The sequence below is a fragment of the Micromonospora saelicesensis genome (genome assembly GCF_900091575.1).
GTDB classification, from domain to species: Bacteria; Actinomycetota; Actinomycetes; order Mycobacteriales; family Micromonosporaceae; genus Micromonospora; species Micromonospora saelicesensis.
Genome location: NZ_FMCR01000008.1, coordinates 157,954 through 174,731, shown reverse-complemented (window position 1 = coordinate 174,731; position 16,778 = coordinate 157,954). Strand labels below are relative to the sequence as shown.

Here is a 16,778-nt window from a genome sequence, read left to right as displayed (position 1 = left end):
TCTCATCGCCGCCGGGGAACGGACCTCAGCGCCGCTCCTCCAGCTGCTTGCACGTCACACACAGGGTGGCCGACGGGAAGGCGGCGAGGCGCTCGACCGGGATCGGGTTGCCGCACCGCTCGCACCAGCCGTAACCACCCTCGTCGAGGCGCTCCAGAGCGCGCTCCACCTGCGTGATCCGTTCCAGAATGCTGTTGGCGAGAGAGATCTCCTGCTCCCGCTCGAGCGTCTTGGTGCCCGTGTCGGCCTGGTCGTCCCCGGCCGAGTCGGTCAGCCGATCGCGCTGCAGCTCGGTGATCTCACTCAGCGTCTGATCGTACTCGGCACGAAGCTCGTCCCGACGCGCCGCCAGCGCCGCCCGGATCTTCTCGGTCTCCGCCGTGCTGCGGGTGGCCTTCGCCACCGGCTTGCGCCCGGCGGTCCTGGTGTCGGATGGCTTCGCCATGGGTCGCTCCCTCGGCCGGGGAACCGCGCGGTCCGCGGCGCCTGGTCAGGGGGCGCCGGCCAGGGCGTCCCCTATGTACGAAAAGGGGCGCACGGCGACGATGGCCGCGCACTCCGGAGGTTGGCAAGAATACGGAACGTACAGGCGTCCGACAACGTGCCGCACCGTCGCACCGTCTAACAGCCCCTAGCCCTGCCTAACTGGGGCAAAGGGAACGCTAGCAGATCAATTGGGCACCTCATCCCCGTACTCACCAAACCATCGGGCCAGACGACCCCGCCGACTGACCGCCCGCAACCGCCGTTCCGCCGCGTCCCGCACCCCGGCGGTCGCCACGATCAGCAGACTGTCGCCGGTCTTCAACCGGGTGTCCGGTGCGGGCACGAAGCCCACGCCGTCGCGCAGCACCAGGGTCACCGACGCTCCCGGCGGAAGGCGCAGTTCGTCGACGTGCACGCCGGCCAGTCGTGAGCCCGGTGGCACCTCCACCTGGAGCAGGTCCGCCCGCATCCGCTCCAGCGGCGCGGTCTCCACGTGGATCTCGGCGGCCTCGGCCGGCGCGGTCACCCGCAACCGGCGGGCGAACGGCCCCAGCGTCCCGGTCTGCACCAGCGTGAAGATCACCACCAGCACGAAGACCACGTCGAAGAGCCGCTCCGCGCCGGGCACCCGCTCGGAGAGCGGAATGGTGGCCAGCACGATCGGCACCGCCCCGCGCAGCCCGGCCCAGGACAGGAACGCCTGTTCCCGGAGGCCGACCCGGAACGGCAACGCCGAGACGGCCACCGACAACGGTCGGGCCAGAAGCACCAGGGCCAGCCCGGCGACCACCGCGGGCAGCACCGCCGCGTCCAGCCGGCCCGGCGAGGCCAGCAACCCGAGCAGCACGAACAACCCGATCTGGGCGAGCCAGGCCAGCCCGTCCGCGAAACCGAGAATCGCCTGCCGGTGCGACAGGCGGGCGTTACCCAGCAACACCCCGGCCACATAGACGGCGAGGAAGCCCGACGCGTGCAGAACGGCCCCCGCGGCGTACGCCAGCACGGTGATGCCGACCGCGGCGATCGGGTAGAGCCCGGCCGAGGGCAGCGCCGCCCGGCGCAACGCCCAGGTGCCGGCGACGCCCGCGACCACGCCCACCGCCACACCGACGCCCAACTCGTAACAGACCAGCGCGACCTCGTACCACCACGGGTGCGCAAAACCCTGGTGGGACAGCAGCACCACCAGCAGCACCACCGGGGCGTCGTTCATCCCCGACTCGGCCTCCAAGGTCGCCACCAGCCGGGGCGGCAACCGCAGTCGGCGCAGGGTGGCGAAGACGGCGGCCGCGTCGGTGGACGAGAGCACCGCGCCGTAGAGCAGCGCCAACCGCCAGTCCAGCCCCAGCAGCAGGTGCACGGCCACGCCGACCACCACGATGCTGACGATCACACCGACCGTGGAGAGCGCGGAGGCCAGCCCGAGCACCGGGCGCAGCGTGGTCCACCGGGCGGTGAGGCCGCCCTCCGCGATGATCACGATCAGCGCACAGAAGCCGAGGGTCCGGGTCAGTTCGACGTCGTCGAAACGGATGCCCAGCCCATTCTCGCCGATCGCCACACCCAGAGCCAGGTAGACCAGGAGGCTGGGCACACCCAGCCGGGTGGAGAGTCGCACCGCGCCGACAGCGACCAGCAGCACGGCCGCACCGAGCAGCAGCGCGATATCCAACCCGGGCGTCACGGCTGCCTTGCCTGGGCTGTCCTCACTCGGCGGATCCGTCGCGCAGGCGGCGCAGCACCTCGGGCAACTCCGGGCCGGGCCGATCGACGAGGAAGAGCTTGTCCCGGCTGGCCGCGCCGGCACGCAGAGACACGGCGGCCCGTCGGACGCCCAACGCGCCCGCCAGCGCCCGGCGGGCGGCCTCGGTGGCCCGACCGTCGACGGCCGGGTCGTGGACCGCGATCACGAGGGCGGGCCCATGCGGGCCGTCGAAGCGGCCGCCCACCCGGTCCCGGGAGGCGCCGGGCTTCACCCGTACCGCCACGGTGAGCGTGTCCTGCGCGGGCACCGGCGCCGCTTCAGATCGGCCGGGCGTCGGCGAGGAGAGCGGTCGCCGGCGCGCAGTGCGCGCACGGGGTGAAGCCGAGGTCCACTGCCTCGGCGACCGGCAACGTCTCGGGTTGCCAGCCGATCAGGTGGGGGCAGCCGTCGAGGTGGTAACGGGGGCGGCCGTCGACGACCTCGACGGCTTCGAGCAGTCGGGCCACCCGGGCCGCCTCGGCGGCCGTGATCTGCTGGGCTGCCGGCTCGTCGACCGCCGCGACCGCCGGGTCGAACACGTCATCGGTTGACGCCGCGACCGGGGACGCCGGGCTGACCGGCCGGGCCCGCGCGGGCGCCTCGTCCGCCGCACTCACCAACGGCGACGCGTCATCGACGTGCGGCGCGTCGACCGGCGAGGTCTCATCGACCGGCGGCGCATGGTCGACCGGCGGCTCGGGTGGTTGCCGCCACCCGGTGCCGCCGGTACCAAACGTCGTGGGCACGTGCTGGACCGGCACCTCCGGCTCGACCAGCGGCGGCCCGTACGCGACACCCGGTGTGGCCTGGCTGGCCGTGCGGGGTGCGTCGGGGTGCCGCCGGTCGGTCCGGCCGGGATCCGCCATGGCGCGGTTGGCGGCTGCCTGGCGGGCGCCCACCACCAACGCCACGGCGGCCAGCAGACTGGCCGCGATGGAGATGACCAACAAGAAGCTGGAACCACCGGCCAGGCCGAGCACCAGTAGCACCACCGCGACGAGGATGAGCAGGAGACTTGCGACTATCACGGCTCACCCCCGCCGCGTCGAACCGTCCAGGCCGGGCCGGCGACCGTCACCATTGGCGGACAGCGATCGCCGGCCGGTGCTCAGCGTCCGGCTTCGAGGGCGCCGGAGCGCCCGCCGCCGCCGTACGAACCAGCGAGACCTGCTGCGGCCAGCCCGTTGCCGCCAGCGACCCGGCCGGCTTCGGAGCGGGTCATCTCGGCCTCGAGGCCCTGGCCACGACCGTCGAGGTCACGCAGCTGGCTCTCCAGGTACGCCTTGAGCCGGGTGCGGTACTCGCGCTCGAACTGCTTGAGCTCCTCGATGTGCTTCTGCAGCGCCGTGCGCTTGGCGTCCAGGCCGCCCATGGCCTCCTGGTGCCGCTGGCGGGCGTCCCGCTCAAGGGCGTCAGCCTTGGCGCGCGCCTCCCGGGTCACCTCCTCGGCCTTGCTGCGAGCCTCGGACAACAGCTGGTCGGCCTCGCGGCGAGCGTCGGACACGTGGTCGTCGGCGGTGCGCTGGGCCATCATCAGCACGCGCAGGGCCTGCTGCTCACCGTCACCGGTGACGCCGCCGGCCGGGCCGCCGGTCGCGCGGACCTGCTCCAGCTCGGCCTGCATCGCGCGGGCAGCCTGCTCGGCCGCCGACTTGTCGCGCTGCACCCGGTCCAGTTGGGCCTTGACATCGTTGAGCTCCGCCGCCAGTCGGGCGTCGCCGCCGGGGCCGGCGGGGGCACCGCCACGGCCGCCGCGCTCCACCTGGGCGCGCAGCTCGTTGTTCTCCTCGATGAGACGGGCGAGCTCGCGCTCGACCTCATCCAGGAAGGCGTCGACCTCCTCCTCGTCATACCCCCGTTTGCCGATCGGCGGCTTTTTGAAGGCGACGTTGTGGACGTCGGCCGGGGTCAGCGGCATCGAAACTCCTCGGGTCAGTTGCGGCCGCGAAAGCGCGTCGGTCATCAGGCAGATGCCCTGATCGACGGCCCTAACACGAACTCCATCAGCACGAACAGGATAACCAGGAGCACAAGGGAGGCCAGGTCGATGCTCACGGTACCAATTCGCAGCGGAGGGATCACACGCCTCAACGCGTTGAGAGGGGGATCAGTGACGCTCCACACGGATTCCAATCCTGCCGATGCTCCACGCCCCGGTTGCCAGCGACGGCCGTACTGCAGGACGGCGCTCAACACGAACCGGGACAGAAGAAGGAGCAGGAAGACATAAAGGATCAGGTACAACACTTGCAGTAAGATCGACAACACGGTCAGCGACGTCCCTCGGGTCGGGCGGGATCAACTCAGACTGAAAAAGCCGCCCTCAGCGATCTTGGCTTTGTCCTCTGCGGTGACCTGGACGTTAGCCGGTGAGAGCAGGAACACCCGATTGGTCACGCGCTCGATCGTACCGCGCAGGCCGAACGCCAGTCCGGCGGCGAAGTCCACCAGACGGCGGGCATCGGCCTCATCCATCTCGGTGAGATTGATGATCACCGGGACGCCGTCGCGGAAGTGCTCACCGATGGTGCGCGCCTCCCGGTAGGTGGTGGGGTGCAGCGTGGTGATCTGGTAACGCTGCTCCTCCTCCGGCAGGGCCCGCTCGCGCGACGTGACCTGCGGCGCGAGGGCCAGGTTGTCCCGAGTGTGGTAGGTCAGCGCACCGGAGGTCTCGCCCGCCGACGACCGGGTGATCGACCGGACGCTGGACCGCTCGATCCGCTCCGGCCGCTCACCGTCACCGCGCTCGGACTCGCTCAACCGCCCGCTCGACCGCTCGGAGAGTCGACCCCGCCCGCTGTCGCGCGGCCGGGGAGCCGGCGGCTCCTCGGCGTCGTCCTCGTCGTCGTCGGTGAACTCCTCGGCGTACCGGCTCTGCCGGTAACGCGAGTCGCGGTAGCCACCCTTTTCGTAGCCACCGTCGTCGTAGGCCCGCTCGTCGTCTTCTTCGACCAGACCGAGCCAGACCCCCGCCTTGCGCAGTGCACCCATCCCGCGCCCTTCCGTCCGCCGTGCGGCACGCGCCCCCGTGCCATGTCGCCCGTCGCGAGTGGACAACCATGCCCATCGGACCGGAACGGCAATCCCCCCGGCGCGCGATTCGCGTCGCGCGCCATGACCCCCGACTAGGAGACACCCGCCCCTGAAACAACACTGATGTAATTTGCTTGTCTCGCGGTCAGGCTACCGCAGCGTGGGACGCATTCCGAGCAACGCGCTACCGACGCGGACATGTGTCGCGCCGTAACGGATCGCGATTTCGAAATCTCCGCTCATACCGGCGGACAACGCGGTGGCTCCCGGATGGACGGCCCTGAACGCGTCGGCGACCTCCGCGAGCCGGGCGAACGCCCGCTCCGGCTCCCATCCCAGCGGAGCGACCGCCATGAGACCGACCAGACGCAACCCCGGCGCGTCGGCCACCGCCTCGGCCACCGGCTCCAGACCGGCGGCCGGATCGGTCGAACCGGGCAGGGCTCCGCCCCGGGCCGCGTCGCCGTCGATGCTCACCTGGACCAGGGCGTCGAGCGGCTCCTGCCGGTCGGCGGTGGCGGTGGCCAACGCCCGGGCCAGCCGGACACTGTCGACGGAGTGCACCACGTCGGCGTAGCGGACCACCGAGCGGGCCTTGTTGCGCTGCAACTGGCCGATGAAGTGCCAGCGGGGACGCACCCCGGCGGTAGCCACCTCGGCGGCCTTGCCGGCTGCCTCCTGGTCGCGATTCTCCCCCACGTCGGTCACCCCGAGCCCGGCCAGCGCCAACACGTCGCTGGCCGGGTAGGTCTTCGTCACCGCGATCATCGTGACCTCGGCGCGGTCCCGGCCGGCCTGCGCGCAGGCGTCATCGATCCGGGTCCGAACCTGGGCCAGACCGGCCGCGAGTTCGGCGTGCCGATCTGGTCGTACCGTGGCTGAGCTGTCGGTCATCGGCGGTGCTCAGGACCCGTTCTTGAGGAAGTCGGGAACGTCCACGTCGTCGAAGAGCACGCGACGCGGCGACTGGGCCGGAGCCGGGTTGGTGGCCGGCGCGGGCGCCGGGGTGCTCTGCGGCGCCGGCTGGTTGGTGTTGGTCTTGCGGGTCGGCTCGGCCGCCTTGTACGCGGGCGTGCCGCCGTCGAAGCCCGCCGCGATGACAGTCACCCGCACCTCGTCACCGAGCGCGTCGTCGATGACCGCGCCGAAGATGATGTTGGCGTCCGGGTGGGCCGCGTCGGTGACCAGCTGGGCGGCGTCATTGATCTCGAACAGGCCCAGGTCGGAGCCGCCGGCGATGGAGAGCAGCACGCCCCGCGCGCCGTCCATGCTCTGCTCCAGCAGCGGGCTGGAGATGGCCGCCTCGGCCGCCTCGACCGCGCGGTTCTCGCCGCGGGCGCTGCCGATGCCCATCAACGCGCTGCCGGCGCCGCTCATCACGCTCTTGACGTCGGCGAAGTCCAGGTTGATCAGACCCGGGGTGGTGATCAGGTCGGTGATGCCCTGCACACCCGAGAGCAGCACCTGGTCGGCCGTGCGGAACGCGTCCATCATGCTGATGTTGCGGTCGCCCAGGGCCAGCAGCCGGTCGTTCGGGATGACGATCAGCGTGTCGCACTGGTTGCGGAGCTCGTCTATCCCCGTCTCGGCCTGCACCTGGCGGCGCTTGCCCTCGAAGGAGAACGGCCGGGTCACGACGCCGATGGTCAGCGCGCCGAGCTTGCGGGCGATGTTTGCCACCACGGGAGCGCCGCCGGTGCCGGTGCCGCCGCCCTCGCCGCAGGTCACGAAGACCATGTCGGCGCCCTTGAGCACCTCCTCGATCTCGTCGCGGTGGTCCTCGGCGGCGTTCTTCCCGACGTCCGGGTTGGCCCCGGCCCCCAGGCCACGGGTCAGCTCCCGGCCGACGTCGAGCTTGACGTCGGCGTCGCTCATCAGCAGCGCCTGCGCATCGGTGTTGATCGCGATGAACTCGACGCCCTTGAGCCCAACCTCGATCATCCGGTTGACGGCGTTGACGCCGCCACCCCCGATGCCGACGACCTTGATGACCGCCAGGTAGTTGTGCGGAGGTGTCATCTCCGGTCCTTTCCTTCGAGATTGGCTTCGGCCGACCGGTTACGGCGTGGCCAGACCAGCGGCCGACGACAGCTGTCACCAACGAGGATCAGGGGTAAACCCTAACCCTCTACTAGAGGCTTACAGTTATGTCAACCACTGAAGCTCTTCGAGGCAACGTAAGCGCCACCGCGCGATGAGCCAAGGACCCGGGCGGCGTGTCGCCGCGCGGAGCGCCACGGGTCACGTCCGCGCACGCTCACCGGTCAACGAAAGGTCACCACATCCGGCGCGCTCACGTCGATCCGGTCGGTGTCTTCGTCGAGCAGCGCGGTGGCCACCCGAGCCTTGTCCGTACCCCGGCTCGCGTCGCCCCAGACCACCGTCCGGTCGCCGCGCAACCGCAGGCTGATCCGGGCCAGCCCCGCCACGTTCACGTCCACCAGCTCCGCGCGCAGCTGCGGCGTCAGCGCGACGAGCACCTCCAGCCCGGCCCGGGTGCCCGGGTCGTCGGCGGCCGGCCGGGCCACCGTCACCTGTGGCAGGTCGGCGGGCCGTCGCTCCACGGTCCGGAACGCCACCCCGCTCCGGTCGATCAGGGCGAACGCCTCGCCCTGCGGCACCACCGCCACCGCGGTCCGCTCGGTCACCCGCACCACCAACGCGCCGGGCCAGTCCCGGGAGACCGTGGCCCGCTCCACCGCCGGCAGCGCGCCGACCCGACGGGCGGCGGCGGTCAGGTCCACCCGGGCCAGCGGCACCCCGTCCGGCACCCCGACCGCGTCGTGCACCTGCACCGGAGTGACCAGGTCGGCACCCTCCACGCGTACCTCCCGCACACCGAACAGCCCGGTGCCGAGCACCGTCCAGGCGACCAGCCCGGCCAGGGCGAGCACCCCGGCGGCCACCGCCCACGGCAGCGCCGCACGCATGCGACGCTGCCGGGCACGGGCCATGAACCGGCGGGTCGAGGGCGGTACCGCGTCGCGGCCCGCCCGGACCAACTGCCACCGCCGGGCCGGACCGCGGCGCGGGGCGCCGCCGTCGGCGGCGCTGGTCCGCCCTCGGGCCGGGCCGGGACTCATCCGGCCGTGGGCGCCGAGCCGCCGGGCACGGCGGTGCCACCGAGAGCCGCGCCGTCGCCGCCGGACGTCGTCCCACCCGGCACCGGATCACCGATCGCCGGGGTGGTGGCCACCGGGTCGACGGTCGCGGTCGGTGCCGAGCCGGCCGTACGCTCACCCAGGGCGGCCAGCAGCTCGTCGCCCATCAGCGAGATCGGCGGGGCACCCATGGTGACCACGACGTCCCCGGAGCGGGCGCGACGGGCCACCTCGACCGGGGCCTGCTCCCACGACTCCACGAACACCTTGCGGTCGGCGGGCAGATCCACCGCCGCGATCAGCGCCGCCGAGCCCTCGCCGGGCTGACGCAACTCACCCGGCCCGAAGACCTCCAGGAGCACCACCTCGTCCGCGATGGCCAGCGCCTCGGCGATCTCCGCCTGGTTGTCGCGGGTGCGGTACAGCCGGTACGGCTGGAAGACGACGATCAGCCGGCCGTCCCCGGCGACCTCCCGCAACGTCTGCATGGCGAGGGTCATCGAGGTCGGGTGGTAGGCGTACTCGTCGTAGACCAGCACGCCGTCCGCGACACCCTTGCGCTCGAAGCGCCGTCGCACCCCGGGGAAGACCGCCAGCGCGGCCTCCGCCGCCTCCAGCGGCAGTTCCAGCAGGTACGCGGCCAGCACCGCGGCCGCGCTGTTCAGCCCCATGTGCCGCCCCGGCACCGGCAGCCGGAACTCGCCCAGCGACCGGCCGTCGATCGCGGCCAGGTAGCGCACCCCACGCGCGGAGGAGACGATCTCGGTCAACCGCAGGTCGGCGTCGGCGGCCTCGCCGTAGGTGAAGACCCGCCGTCCCTCGGACCGCAGGCTCTCTGCCAACCGCCGACCGCCCGGGTCGTCGGCACAGGTGATGATGAACCCGTCCGGGTCGGTGAGGCGGGCGAACTCCACGAACGCCGCCTCCAGCGTCGCGTAGTCGCCGTAGGTGTTCAGGTGGTCCGCCTCGACGTTCGTGATGATCGAGACGTACGGGCGGTAGATGAGGAACGAGCGGTCGCTCTCGTCCGCCTCGACCACGAAGTGCTCGCCGGTGCCGTGGTGGGCGCCCGAACCGACCTCGGAGATCTCCCCGCCGATCACGAAGGACGGGTCCACTCCGGCCTGCTGGAGCACCATCGTCACCATCGAGGTGGTGGTGGTCTTGCCGTGCGTGCCGGCGACAGCCACCGCCCGACGGCCGGTCATCGCCGCGGCGAGCGCCTCCGAGCGGTGCAGCACGCGCAGGCCACGCCGACGCGCCTCGACCAGCTCCAGGTGGTCCTGCGGAATGGCCGACGAGTAGACGACGGTGTCCACGCCGTCGAGGTTGGTCACCTCGTGGCTGAGGTGGATGGTGCCGCCGAGCGCCCGCAGGCCGGCCAGCGAAGGCCACTCCCGCAGGTCGCTGCCGGAGACCCGGATGCCACGGGTGAGCAGCAGCCGGGCCACGCCGAGCATGCCCACCCCACCCACTCCGATCAGGTGGACGGCGCCCAGGTCCTCGGCGGTGAGCGTGCCGGCCGGGGTGAACTGCGCGGTCATCGGGCCACCGCCGCCAGCACGAAGGACCGCAACGCCTCGTCGCCGTCGCGCCGGCCGTACGAACCGGCGGCGGCACCCATGTTGTAGAGCCGCTGTGGGTCGCGGATGAGGGGGATGACGGTGCGCTCCAGCCAGTCCGGGGTGAGCTCCGCGTCGTCGACCAGCAGCCCACCGCCGGCCTCCACCACGGGCAGCGCGTTGCGCCGCTGTTCCTGGTTGCTGTGCGGGTACGGCACGTAGATCGTGGGCAGCCCGATCGCGGCCACCTCGGCGACGGTCATCGCCCCGCCCCGGGCCAGCATCAGGTCGGCGGCGGCGTAGCCCAGCTCCATCTCGGACAGGTACGGCAGCGTCACGTACGGCACCGGCAGGTCGGTGGGGATCGGCACCGGCTCGTTGCGGGCACCCATCACGTGCAGCACCTGCACGCCGTTGCGGGCCAGCTCCTTGGCCGCCCCGGAGACCGCCAGGTTGATCGAGCGGGCGCCGGACGAGCCGCCGGACACGAAGAGCACCGGCAGGTCCGGGCGGAGCCCGAAGTGGGCGCGGGCGGCGTTGCGCAGCGCGTACCGGTCCAGACCGGCGATGCTGCGGCGCAGCGGCACACCGACGACTGTGGCGTCCCGCAGCGACTCGGCCTGGCTCGGCTGGTTCGGGAAGCCGACGGCCACGTTCTTGGTGAACTTCATGCCCAGCTTGTTGGCCACGCCCGGCGGCACGTTCACCTCGTGGATCACCATGGGCAGCTCACGACGCCACGCGGCCAGGTAGGCCGGCACCGAGACGTACCCGCCGAAGCCGACGACCACCTCGGCGCGCACCTCGTCGATCACCTTGCCCGCGGCGCGCGCCGCGGTCCACATCCGGCCCGGGGTGCGGACCAGGTTCATGTTGACCGACCGGGGCAGCTGGTACGCCGGGATCTGCCGCAGGTCGTAGCCCTGCGGCGGGATCAGGTCGTTCTCCATGCCGCGGGGTGTGCCGAGGCAGGTGATCCGGACGCCCGGGTCGTGTCGGCGCAGGCAGTCGGCGAAGGCGAGCAGCGGGTAGACGTGCCCCCCGGTGCCACCTCCCGCGAGCACCACCGAACGCAGCGGACCCATCAGCGTCTCCTCTCGCTCGCCGTACCCCCGCGGCTGCGGTCCTGTCGGACCCCGCGCGGTGCGGCCTGATCGTCATGGCGCCGCTCGCGGGACCGGGGCACGGACCCTCGGCCAGCGGGCGGCGTCGCCGGTCGGCGACGCCGGCCGGGAAGCGGCGGCAACGGGGCCCAGAGTAGTCGGACCCACCGGGCCGGCGGACGGGCATGCAGCGCTCTGGCCGCATCGGGTTCGGCGCGGGCGAAGGACGCCAGCATGCCGATGCCGGCCAACGTCACCACCAGGGCACTTCCGCCGTCGGAGATGAACGGCAACGGCAGACCGGTGATCGGCAGCAGCCCCACCACCCCACCGATGTTGATCACGGCCTGGCTGACCAGCCAGGTGGTAACGGCGGTGGCGGCGAGCCGGCGGAACGGGTCGTCGACCCGCCGCGCGATCCGGAAACCGGTGTACGCGAGGACCGCGAAGAGGCTGAGCACCACGACGCACCCGATCACGCCCAACTCCTCGGCGATGATCGCGAAGATGAAGTCGTTGTGCGCCTCGGGGAGCCAGTCCCACTTCAGGCTGCCCTTGCCCAGCCCGACACCGAACCAACCACCGTGTTCGATGGCCAGCCGCCCCTGGTAGAACTGGAGGCAGTCGTTGAGTTTGCAGGTCTCCGGGTCCGGCGGATTGAAGAACATGTCCAGCCGGGCGAGGCGGTAGTTGTCCGCGCCGCGCTCGCCGGAGCCGGCGCCCAGCGAGGCCACCGCCACGAGCAGGCCGATCCCGACCAGACCGGCAGTGGCCAGTGCGCCGAAGACCCGCATCCGCACCCCGGCGGCCCAGAGCAGGCCCACGACCAGGGCCAGCAGACAGAGCATCGTGCCGGTGTCGTTGTAACCGACCAGGACGAAGAGCAGGCCGACCACCGGGAAGAGCGGGGTGGCCAGCTCACGCCACCAACCGAGCGCGGCGCCCTTGCGGGCGACGATGTGCGCACCCCAGAGCACCATCGCGAACTTGGCCAACTCGGAGGGCTGCACCTGGATCCCACCGATGAACAGCCAGTTCAGCCGGGCCTCGATCGGCCCGATCTGCCCTGATTGCTGGCTGGTCAGCCGGGCGTAGGCGACCAGCAGGTTGAGCACCACCAGCAGGGCGATCGAGGTGAACAGCAGCGGCCGGCCCAGCGACCGGTAGGTGCTGGCGGGCAGGCGCTGGCAGACCCAGAACGCGCCGATGCCGATCACCGCGAAGATGGCCTGCTTGGTCACCGAGGCCGAGGCGTTGCCGTCCTCGGCGTAGTCCTTCACGCTGGTCGCCGAGAAGACCATGGTCAGCCCGATCAGCAGCAGCAGGCCGGCGCAGGACAGCAGCAGGTAGTACGAGGTCAGCGGCCGGTCCAGCAGGCCGCGCAGCGCGGCGAGCCCGCCGGCCCCGTCGATACCGCGCAGCGGCACGGGCGCCGCTGGTTCCGCCGCACGCGCCGCCGCGCCCGGTTCCGGCCCCCGCGCGTCGTCGGTTGGCGCAACCGCCTCCGCGGTACGCCCCGACGCGCCCGGCGACCGCCGCGCCCGCCCGCCTGCCCTGCCCTCAGTGCCGATGTCCTCCCCCACCCCGACATCATCACCGCTAAACACGCCCGAGACCCCCAGAACGCCCCCTCGGGCGTGTCGGCCCTGCGGATCAGGTCATGTTGGCGAGGAACTCGCTGTAGAACAGGCCCAGGGCGATGGCCACGCCGATGCCGGCGATGATCCAGAAGCGCACCACGATGTTGACCTCGCTCCAGCCGGCCAGCTCGAAGTGGTGCTGGAGCGGAGACATTCGGAACACCCGTTTACCGGTGGTCTTGAAGGAGATGATCTGGATCACCACGGACATCGTGATGATCACGAAGAGCCCGCCGATGATCGGCAGCAGCAGGATGGTGCGGGTGGACATCGCCATGCCGGCGATCAGACCGCCCAGCCCCAGCGCCCCGGTGTCGCCCATGAAGATCCGCGCCGGGGAGGTGTTCCACCAGAGGAAGCCCACACAGGCCCCCGCCGCCGCCCCGGCGATCAGCGCGATCTCCAACGGGTCGCGGACCTCGTAGCAGTACGGCTGGGTGTAGTTCGGGTCGGCGCACCAGTGCCGGTACTGCCAGAACGCGATCAGCGCGTACGCGGCGAGCACCATCACCGACGCGCCGGTGGCCAGACCGTCCAGGCCGTCGGTGAGGTTGACGCCGTTCGTCGCGGCCATCACCACGAAGATGAAGATGATCACCGCGCCGACCTTGCTGACCTCCAGGAAGTCGATGTCCCGGATGAAGCTCAGCGTGGTGCTGCCCACCGTCTCGGTGTTGGTCGCCAGGCCCGAACCGTTGGTCATCGTGCTCGGGAACCACAGCGCTATCACCCCGAAGACCGCACCGACCAGGATCTGGCCGAGCAACTTGCCGCGCTTGTTCAGCCCGGCGCTGTTGCGCTTGCGCACCTTGAGGAAGTCGTCGAGGAAACCCACAGCGCCGGAGAACACCATCAGCCCCAGCAGCACCAGCGCCGTGATGGTCGGCTCCACCTGGGCGATCTGCTGGTCCGGCAGGGTGGTCAGGGCGAGGTGCCCGGCCACGTACGCGATCACCGTGGCCAGGATGAAGACCACGCCACCCATCGTGGGCGTGCCCTTCTTGCCCTGGTGCATGGCGGGGCCGTCGGACCGGATCGGCTGACCGGCCTTGAGCCGGGTGAACACCTTGATCGCGATCGGGGTGCAGAAGAGCGAGACGAGGAAGGCCACCCCGATGGCGACGATGACCGCCCTCATCGGGTCGACTCCCCACCGGCGTCGGCGCGCAGGGCGTCGGCCACCTCCCAGGTCCGGTACCGGGAGCCCTTGACCAGGACGACATCACCCGGTCGTAGCTCGCTCCGCAGCACCTCGACGGCCGCCGCCTGATCGGTGAGCAGCACCGACTCTCCTCCCCAGTTTGCTACCGCTGTCGCGCCTTCGTGGATCGGCGCGGCCGGCTCACCCACCACGAGCAGCCGGTCGACACCCAACTCGGCCGCGAGTTGGCCGACCTCGGCGTGGCCGTCGTACTCGAACGGGCCCAGCTCGGCCATGTAACCAAGCACCGCGACGGTACGCCGCCCCTGGCCCATGCTCGCCAGCGCCCGCACCGCTACCGCCATCGAGGCCGGGTTGGCGTTGTACGAGTCGTCGATCACGGTCACCCCGTCGGGGCGGTCGAAGACGTCCATCCGTCGGGTCGAGACCAGCCCCAGCTCGCCGAGGGCCGTGGCCAGCTCGGCCAGCGGCATGCCCAGCTCCCGGGCGACCGCCGCCGCCGCGAGCGTGTTGCCGACCTGGTGGCGGCCGGCCAGCCGGAGCCGCACCGGCGCGCGTCCCTCCGGGGTGACCAGGGTGTACGACGGGTGACCCCGCTCGTCGAGCGTGACGTCCTCGGCGCGCACGTCGGCATCCGACGCCTCGCCGTAGCGGACCACCCGGGCCTGCGTGCGGCTCGCCATCGCATCCACCCGGGGGTCGTCGGCGTTCAGCACGGCCAGCCCGTCCGGCGGCAGCGCCTCCACCAGCTCGCCCTTGGCCAGGGCGATGGCGTCCTGCGAGCCGAACTCGCCGATGTGCGAGGTGCCGACGTTGAGCACCACGGAGATCCGGGGCGGCACCAGCTCGCACAGGTACCGCACGTGCCCGACCCCGCGCGCACCCTTCTCCATCACCAGGTAGCGGGTGTCCGGGTCAGCCCGCAGGGCGGTGTACGGGTGCCCCAGCTCGTTGTTGAACGAGCCGGGTGGCGCCACAGTGGCTCCGAGCCGGGCGGTGAGCTGACCGATCAGATCCTTCGTGGTGGTCTTGCCGGACGAGCCGGTCACGCCGATCACGGTCAGCCCGGTCAGCCGGTCCACCGCGGCGCGGGCCAGTCGGCCCATCGCGGTCAGGGCGTCGTCGACCAGCACCATCGGCACCCCGGGCACCTGGCGGCTGCCGAGCACCGCCACCGCGCCGGCCTGGATCGCCGTCGCCGCGTAGTCGTGCCCGTCGACCTTCTCCCCCGGGAAGGCCACGAAGAGCGACCCGGGTCCCACCTTGCGCGAGTCGAACTCCACCGATCCGGTCACGGTGGCGGCCGGGTCGGCGGCCACCAGCCGCCCGTCGACCGCCGCGGCCACCTCGGCCAGGCTCAGCGCGATCACCGCTGACCCGCCAGGTCCCCGAAGCGGGCCCGCAGCGCCTCGGCCAACTCGATGCTGTCGTCGAACGGAAGCACCTGGCCCGCTACCTCCTGGCCGCGTTCGTGGCCCTTGCCGAGCAGCGCGATCACGTCGCCCGGCTGGGCCAGCCGCACCGCCTCGTCGATCGCGGCGCGGCGGCCCGCCACCTCGATGATCCGAGCGGCCGTGCCGGCCCGGTACGCCCCGGCCAGCACCTCGGCGCGGATCTCCCCCGGGTCCTCGGTGCGCGGGTTGTCGTCGGTCACCAGCACCACGTCGGCTCCCTCCGCCGCGGCCGCGCCCATCACCGGCCGCTTGCCCCGGTCCCGGTCCCCACCTGCGCCGATCACACAGATCAGTCGGCCGGCGCTCAACTCGCGCAACGCGGCCAGCGCGGCCACGATCGCGTCCGACTTGTGGGCGTAGTCGACCACCCCGCGCACCGGCGCGGCCACGTCGACCAGTTCCAGCCGGCCGGGGACGCCCCCGCAGGCGGCCACACCGGTCGCCGCGGTCACCGGGTCGACCCCGGCACCGACGAGTGCGGCGATGGCCAGCAGCGCGTTGGCCACGTTGTGCCGGCCGGGCAGCGCGACACCGGCGGCCAGGGCCACGCCGTTCGGGCCGTGCGCGGTGAACCGCTGGGCGTACCCTTCGCCGCCCACACCGTCGGCCCACCAGGTTGCGCCCTGGTCACCGGCCGCCGAGTAGGTGACAGTGGCCGGCTTGAGCAGCGGCTTCAACGCCGGGTCGTCGTGGTTGAGCACCTCGACCGCGCAGCGCCCGTCGAACAGCTGGGCCTTCGCGGCGAAGTAGTCGTCGCTGTCGGCGTGGAAGTCCAGGTGGTCGGAACCGAAGTTGGTGTAACCACCGACGGCGAACCGCACACCGCCCACCCGGCCCATGGCCAGCGCGTGGCTGGAGACCTCCATGACCACGGCGGTGACCCCACGCTCGCGGGCGGTGGCCAGCATGGCGTGCAGGTCGGTCGCCTCGGGGGTGGTGCGGACACTGTCGATCACCAGATCGCCGAGCCGGGTCTCCACCGTCCCGACCAGCCCGGTGGTGTGCCCGGCGGCCCGTAGCCCCGACTCGATCAGGTACGCCGTGGACGTCTTTCCCGCGGTGCCGGTCACCCCGATCACTGTGAGATCGGCGGTCGGGTCGCCGTACACGGCCGAGGCCAGCTCGCCGAGCACGGCGCGCGGGTCGGGCACGACAAGGGTGGGCAGGCCGGTTCCCGCCGCCAACTCCGCGCCGGCCGGGTCGGTCAGCAGCGCCACGGCACCCGCCTCGACGGCGCCGGCGGCGAACTCCGCGCCGTGCCGACGGGCACCGGGCAGCGCCGCGTAGAGGTCGCCGGGGCGAACCTCCTGGCTGGCGTGGGTGACCCCGGAGACGACCACCGCGGCGGCGTCCGCCGGAAGGTCGACGGCGAGCCGGACGGCGAGATCACCGAGCCGGACTCCGGTCACGGTACGTGGACGTGGATTGCCGGGCACGGCGTCAGACCCTACCCGGTCGTCCGGTTCCGGCCGCACAGCCGCCCCGGTGGTTCG

General features: G+C 72.0%; 16 protein-coding genes. All 16 read right to left on the bottom strand.

Annotated features, from left to right (window positions below):
- Window positions 1-25: 25 nt before the first annotated feature.
- The 16 genes from GA0070561_RS29210 to GA0070561_RS29135 all read right to left on the bottom strand — a co-directional run bounded on the left by GA0070561_RS29210 (window position 26) and on the right by GA0070561_RS29135 (window position 16,760).
- Window positions 26-445, bottom strand: coding sequence for a TraR/DksA family transcriptional regulator (locus GA0070561_RS29210; RefSeq protein ID WP_091407724.1), 420 nt, complete (start codon window positions 443-445; stop codon window positions 26-28).
- Between the two features lie 225 nt (window positions 446-670).
- Window positions 671-2,170, bottom strand: coding sequence for a potassium/proton antiporter (locus GA0070561_RS29205; RefSeq protein ID WP_091407721.1), 1,500 nt, complete (start codon window positions 2,168-2,170; stop codon window positions 671-673).
- 22 nt (window positions 2,171-2,192) lie between these two features.
- Window positions 2,193-2,498 (bottom strand): DUF167 domain-containing protein, encoded by a 306-nt coding sequence (locus tag GA0070561_RS29200; protein ID WP_091407718.1) that lies wholly within the window; start codon window positions 2,496-2,498, stop codon window positions 2,193-2,195.
- Between the two features lie 10 nt (window positions 2,499-2,508).
- Window positions 2,509-3,213: a hypothetical protein gene (locus GA0070561_RS29195; RefSeq protein WP_425255918.1), complete on the bottom strand. Its 705-nt coding sequence runs from the start codon at window positions 3,211-3,213 to the stop codon at window positions 2,509-2,511.
- A 125-nt stretch (window positions 3,214-3,338) separates the two neighbouring features.
- Complete coding sequence (locus GA0070561_RS29190; RefSeq protein WP_036411965.1) at window positions 3,339-4,148, bottom strand: DivIVA domain-containing protein; 810 nt, start codon at window positions 4,146-4,148, stop codon at window positions 3,339-3,341.
- Window positions 4,149-4,192: 44 nt separating this feature from the next.
- Complete coding sequence (locus GA0070561_RS29185; protein WP_030334503.1) at window positions 4,193-4,498, bottom strand: YggT family protein; 306 nt, start codon at window positions 4,496-4,498, stop codon at window positions 4,193-4,195.
- 30 nt (window positions 4,499-4,528) lie between these two features.
- Window positions 4,529-5,221 carry a cell division protein SepF gene (locus GA0070561_RS29180; RefSeq protein ID WP_091407714.1) on the bottom strand — a complete coding sequence of 231 codons (693 nt, stop codon included), beginning with the start codon at window positions 5,219-5,221 and terminating at the stop codon, window positions 4,529-4,531.
- A gap of 192 nt (window positions 5,222-5,413) precedes the next feature.
- On the bottom strand, window positions 5,414-6,157 hold the full coding sequence (locus GA0070561_RS29175; RefSeq protein ID WP_091407712.1) for a YggS family pyridoxal phosphate-dependent enzyme: 744 nt from the start codon (window positions 6,155-6,157) through the stop codon (window positions 5,414-5,416).
- Between the two features lie 9 nt (window positions 6,158-6,166).
- Window positions 6,167-7,282 carry a cell division protein FtsZ gene (gene ftsZ, locus GA0070561_RS29170; RefSeq protein ID WP_091407710.1) on the bottom strand — a complete coding sequence of 372 codons (1,116 nt, stop codon included), beginning with the start codon at window positions 7,280-7,282 and terminating at the stop codon, window positions 6,167-6,169.
- 245 nt (window positions 7,283-7,527) lie between these two features.
- Complete coding sequence (locus tag GA0070561_RS29165) at window positions 7,528-8,346, bottom strand: cell division protein FtsQ/DivIB (RefSeq protein ID WP_091407707.1); 819 nt, start codon at window positions 8,344-8,346, stop codon at window positions 7,528-7,530.
- Window positions 8,343-9,908 (bottom strand): UDP-N-acetylmuramate--L-alanine ligase, encoded by a 1,566-nt coding sequence (gene murC / locus GA0070561_RS29160; RefSeq protein ID WP_091407704.1) that lies wholly within the window; start codon window positions 9,906-9,908, stop codon window positions 8,343-8,345. Before murC ends, GA0070561_RS29165 begins: the two co-directional genes overlap by 4 nt.
- Window positions 9,905-11,011 carry an undecaprenyldiphospho-muramoylpentapeptide beta-N-acetylglucosaminyltransferase gene (gene murG / locus GA0070561_RS29155; protein WP_091407701.1) on the bottom strand — a complete coding sequence of 369 codons (1,107 nt, stop codon included), beginning with the start codon at window positions 11,009-11,011 and terminating at the stop codon, window positions 9,905-9,907. Before murG ends, murC begins: the two co-directional genes overlap by 4 nt.
- Window positions 11,011-12,456 carry an FtsW/RodA/SpoVE family cell cycle protein gene (locus tag GA0070561_RS29150; protein ID WP_091407699.1) on the bottom strand — a complete coding sequence of 482 codons (1,446 nt, stop codon included), beginning with the start codon at window positions 12,454-12,456 and terminating at the stop codon, window positions 11,011-11,013. The genes murG and GA0070561_RS29150 overlap by 1 nt, the downstream gene beginning before the upstream one ends.
- Before the next feature lie 226 nt (window positions 12,457-12,682).
- Window positions 12,683-13,807, bottom strand: coding sequence for a phospho-N-acetylmuramoyl-pentapeptide-transferase (mraY, locus tag GA0070561_RS29145; protein ID WP_030334519.1), 1,125 nt, complete (start codon window positions 13,805-13,807; stop codon window positions 12,683-12,685).
- Window positions 13,804-15,201: a UDP-N-acetylmuramoyl-tripeptide--D-alanyl-D-alanine ligase gene (locus tag GA0070561_RS29140; protein WP_091407696.1), complete on the bottom strand. Its 1,398-nt coding sequence runs from the start codon at window positions 15,199-15,201 to the stop codon at window positions 13,804-13,806. Before GA0070561_RS29140 ends, mraY begins: the two co-directional genes overlap by 4 nt.
- Complete coding sequence (locus GA0070561_RS29135) at window positions 15,198-16,760, bottom strand: UDP-N-acetylmuramoyl-L-alanyl-D-glutamate--2,6-diaminopimelate ligase (protein WP_091407694.1); 1,563 nt, start codon at window positions 16,758-16,760, stop codon at window positions 15,198-15,200. Before GA0070561_RS29135 ends, GA0070561_RS29140 begins: the two co-directional genes overlap by 4 nt.
- Window positions 16,761-16,778 lie beyond the last annotated feature (18 nt).

Coding starts and splice junctions, on each gene's coding strand:
- GA0070561_RS29175 (WP_091407712.1), bottom strand. CDS start 6,157: ATGACCGACAGCTCAGCCACGGTACGACCAGATCGGCACGCCGAACTC.
- GA0070561_RS29190 (WP_036411965.1), bottom strand. CDS start 4,148: ATGCCGCTGACCCCGGCCGACGTCCACAACGTCGCCTTCAAAAAGCCG.
- ftsZ (WP_091407710.1), bottom strand. CDS start 7,282: ATGACACCTCCGCACAACTACCTGGCGGTCATCAAGGTCGTCGGCATC.
- murC (WP_091407704.1), bottom strand. CDS start 9,908: ATGACCGCGCAGTTCACCCCGGCCGGCACGCTCACCGCCGAGGACCTG.
- mraY (WP_030334519.1), bottom strand. CDS start 13,807: ATGAGGGCGGTCATCGTCGCCATCGGGGTGGCCTTCCTCGTCTCGCTC.
- GA0070561_RS29180 (WP_091407714.1), bottom strand. CDS start 5,221: ATGGGTGCACTGCGCAAGGCGGGGGTCTGGCTCGGTCTGGTCGAAGAA.
- GA0070561_RS29165 (WP_091407707.1), bottom strand. CDS start 8,346: ATGAGTCCCGGCCCGGCCCGAGGGCGGACCAGCGCCGCCGACGGCGGC.
- GA0070561_RS29210 (WP_091407724.1), bottom strand. CDS start 445: ATGGCGAAGCCATCCGACACCAGGACCGCCGGGCGCAAGCCGGTGGCG.
- murG (WP_091407701.1), bottom strand. CDS start 11,011: ATGGGTCCGCTGCGTTCGGTGGTGCTCGCGGGAGGTGGCACCGGGGGG.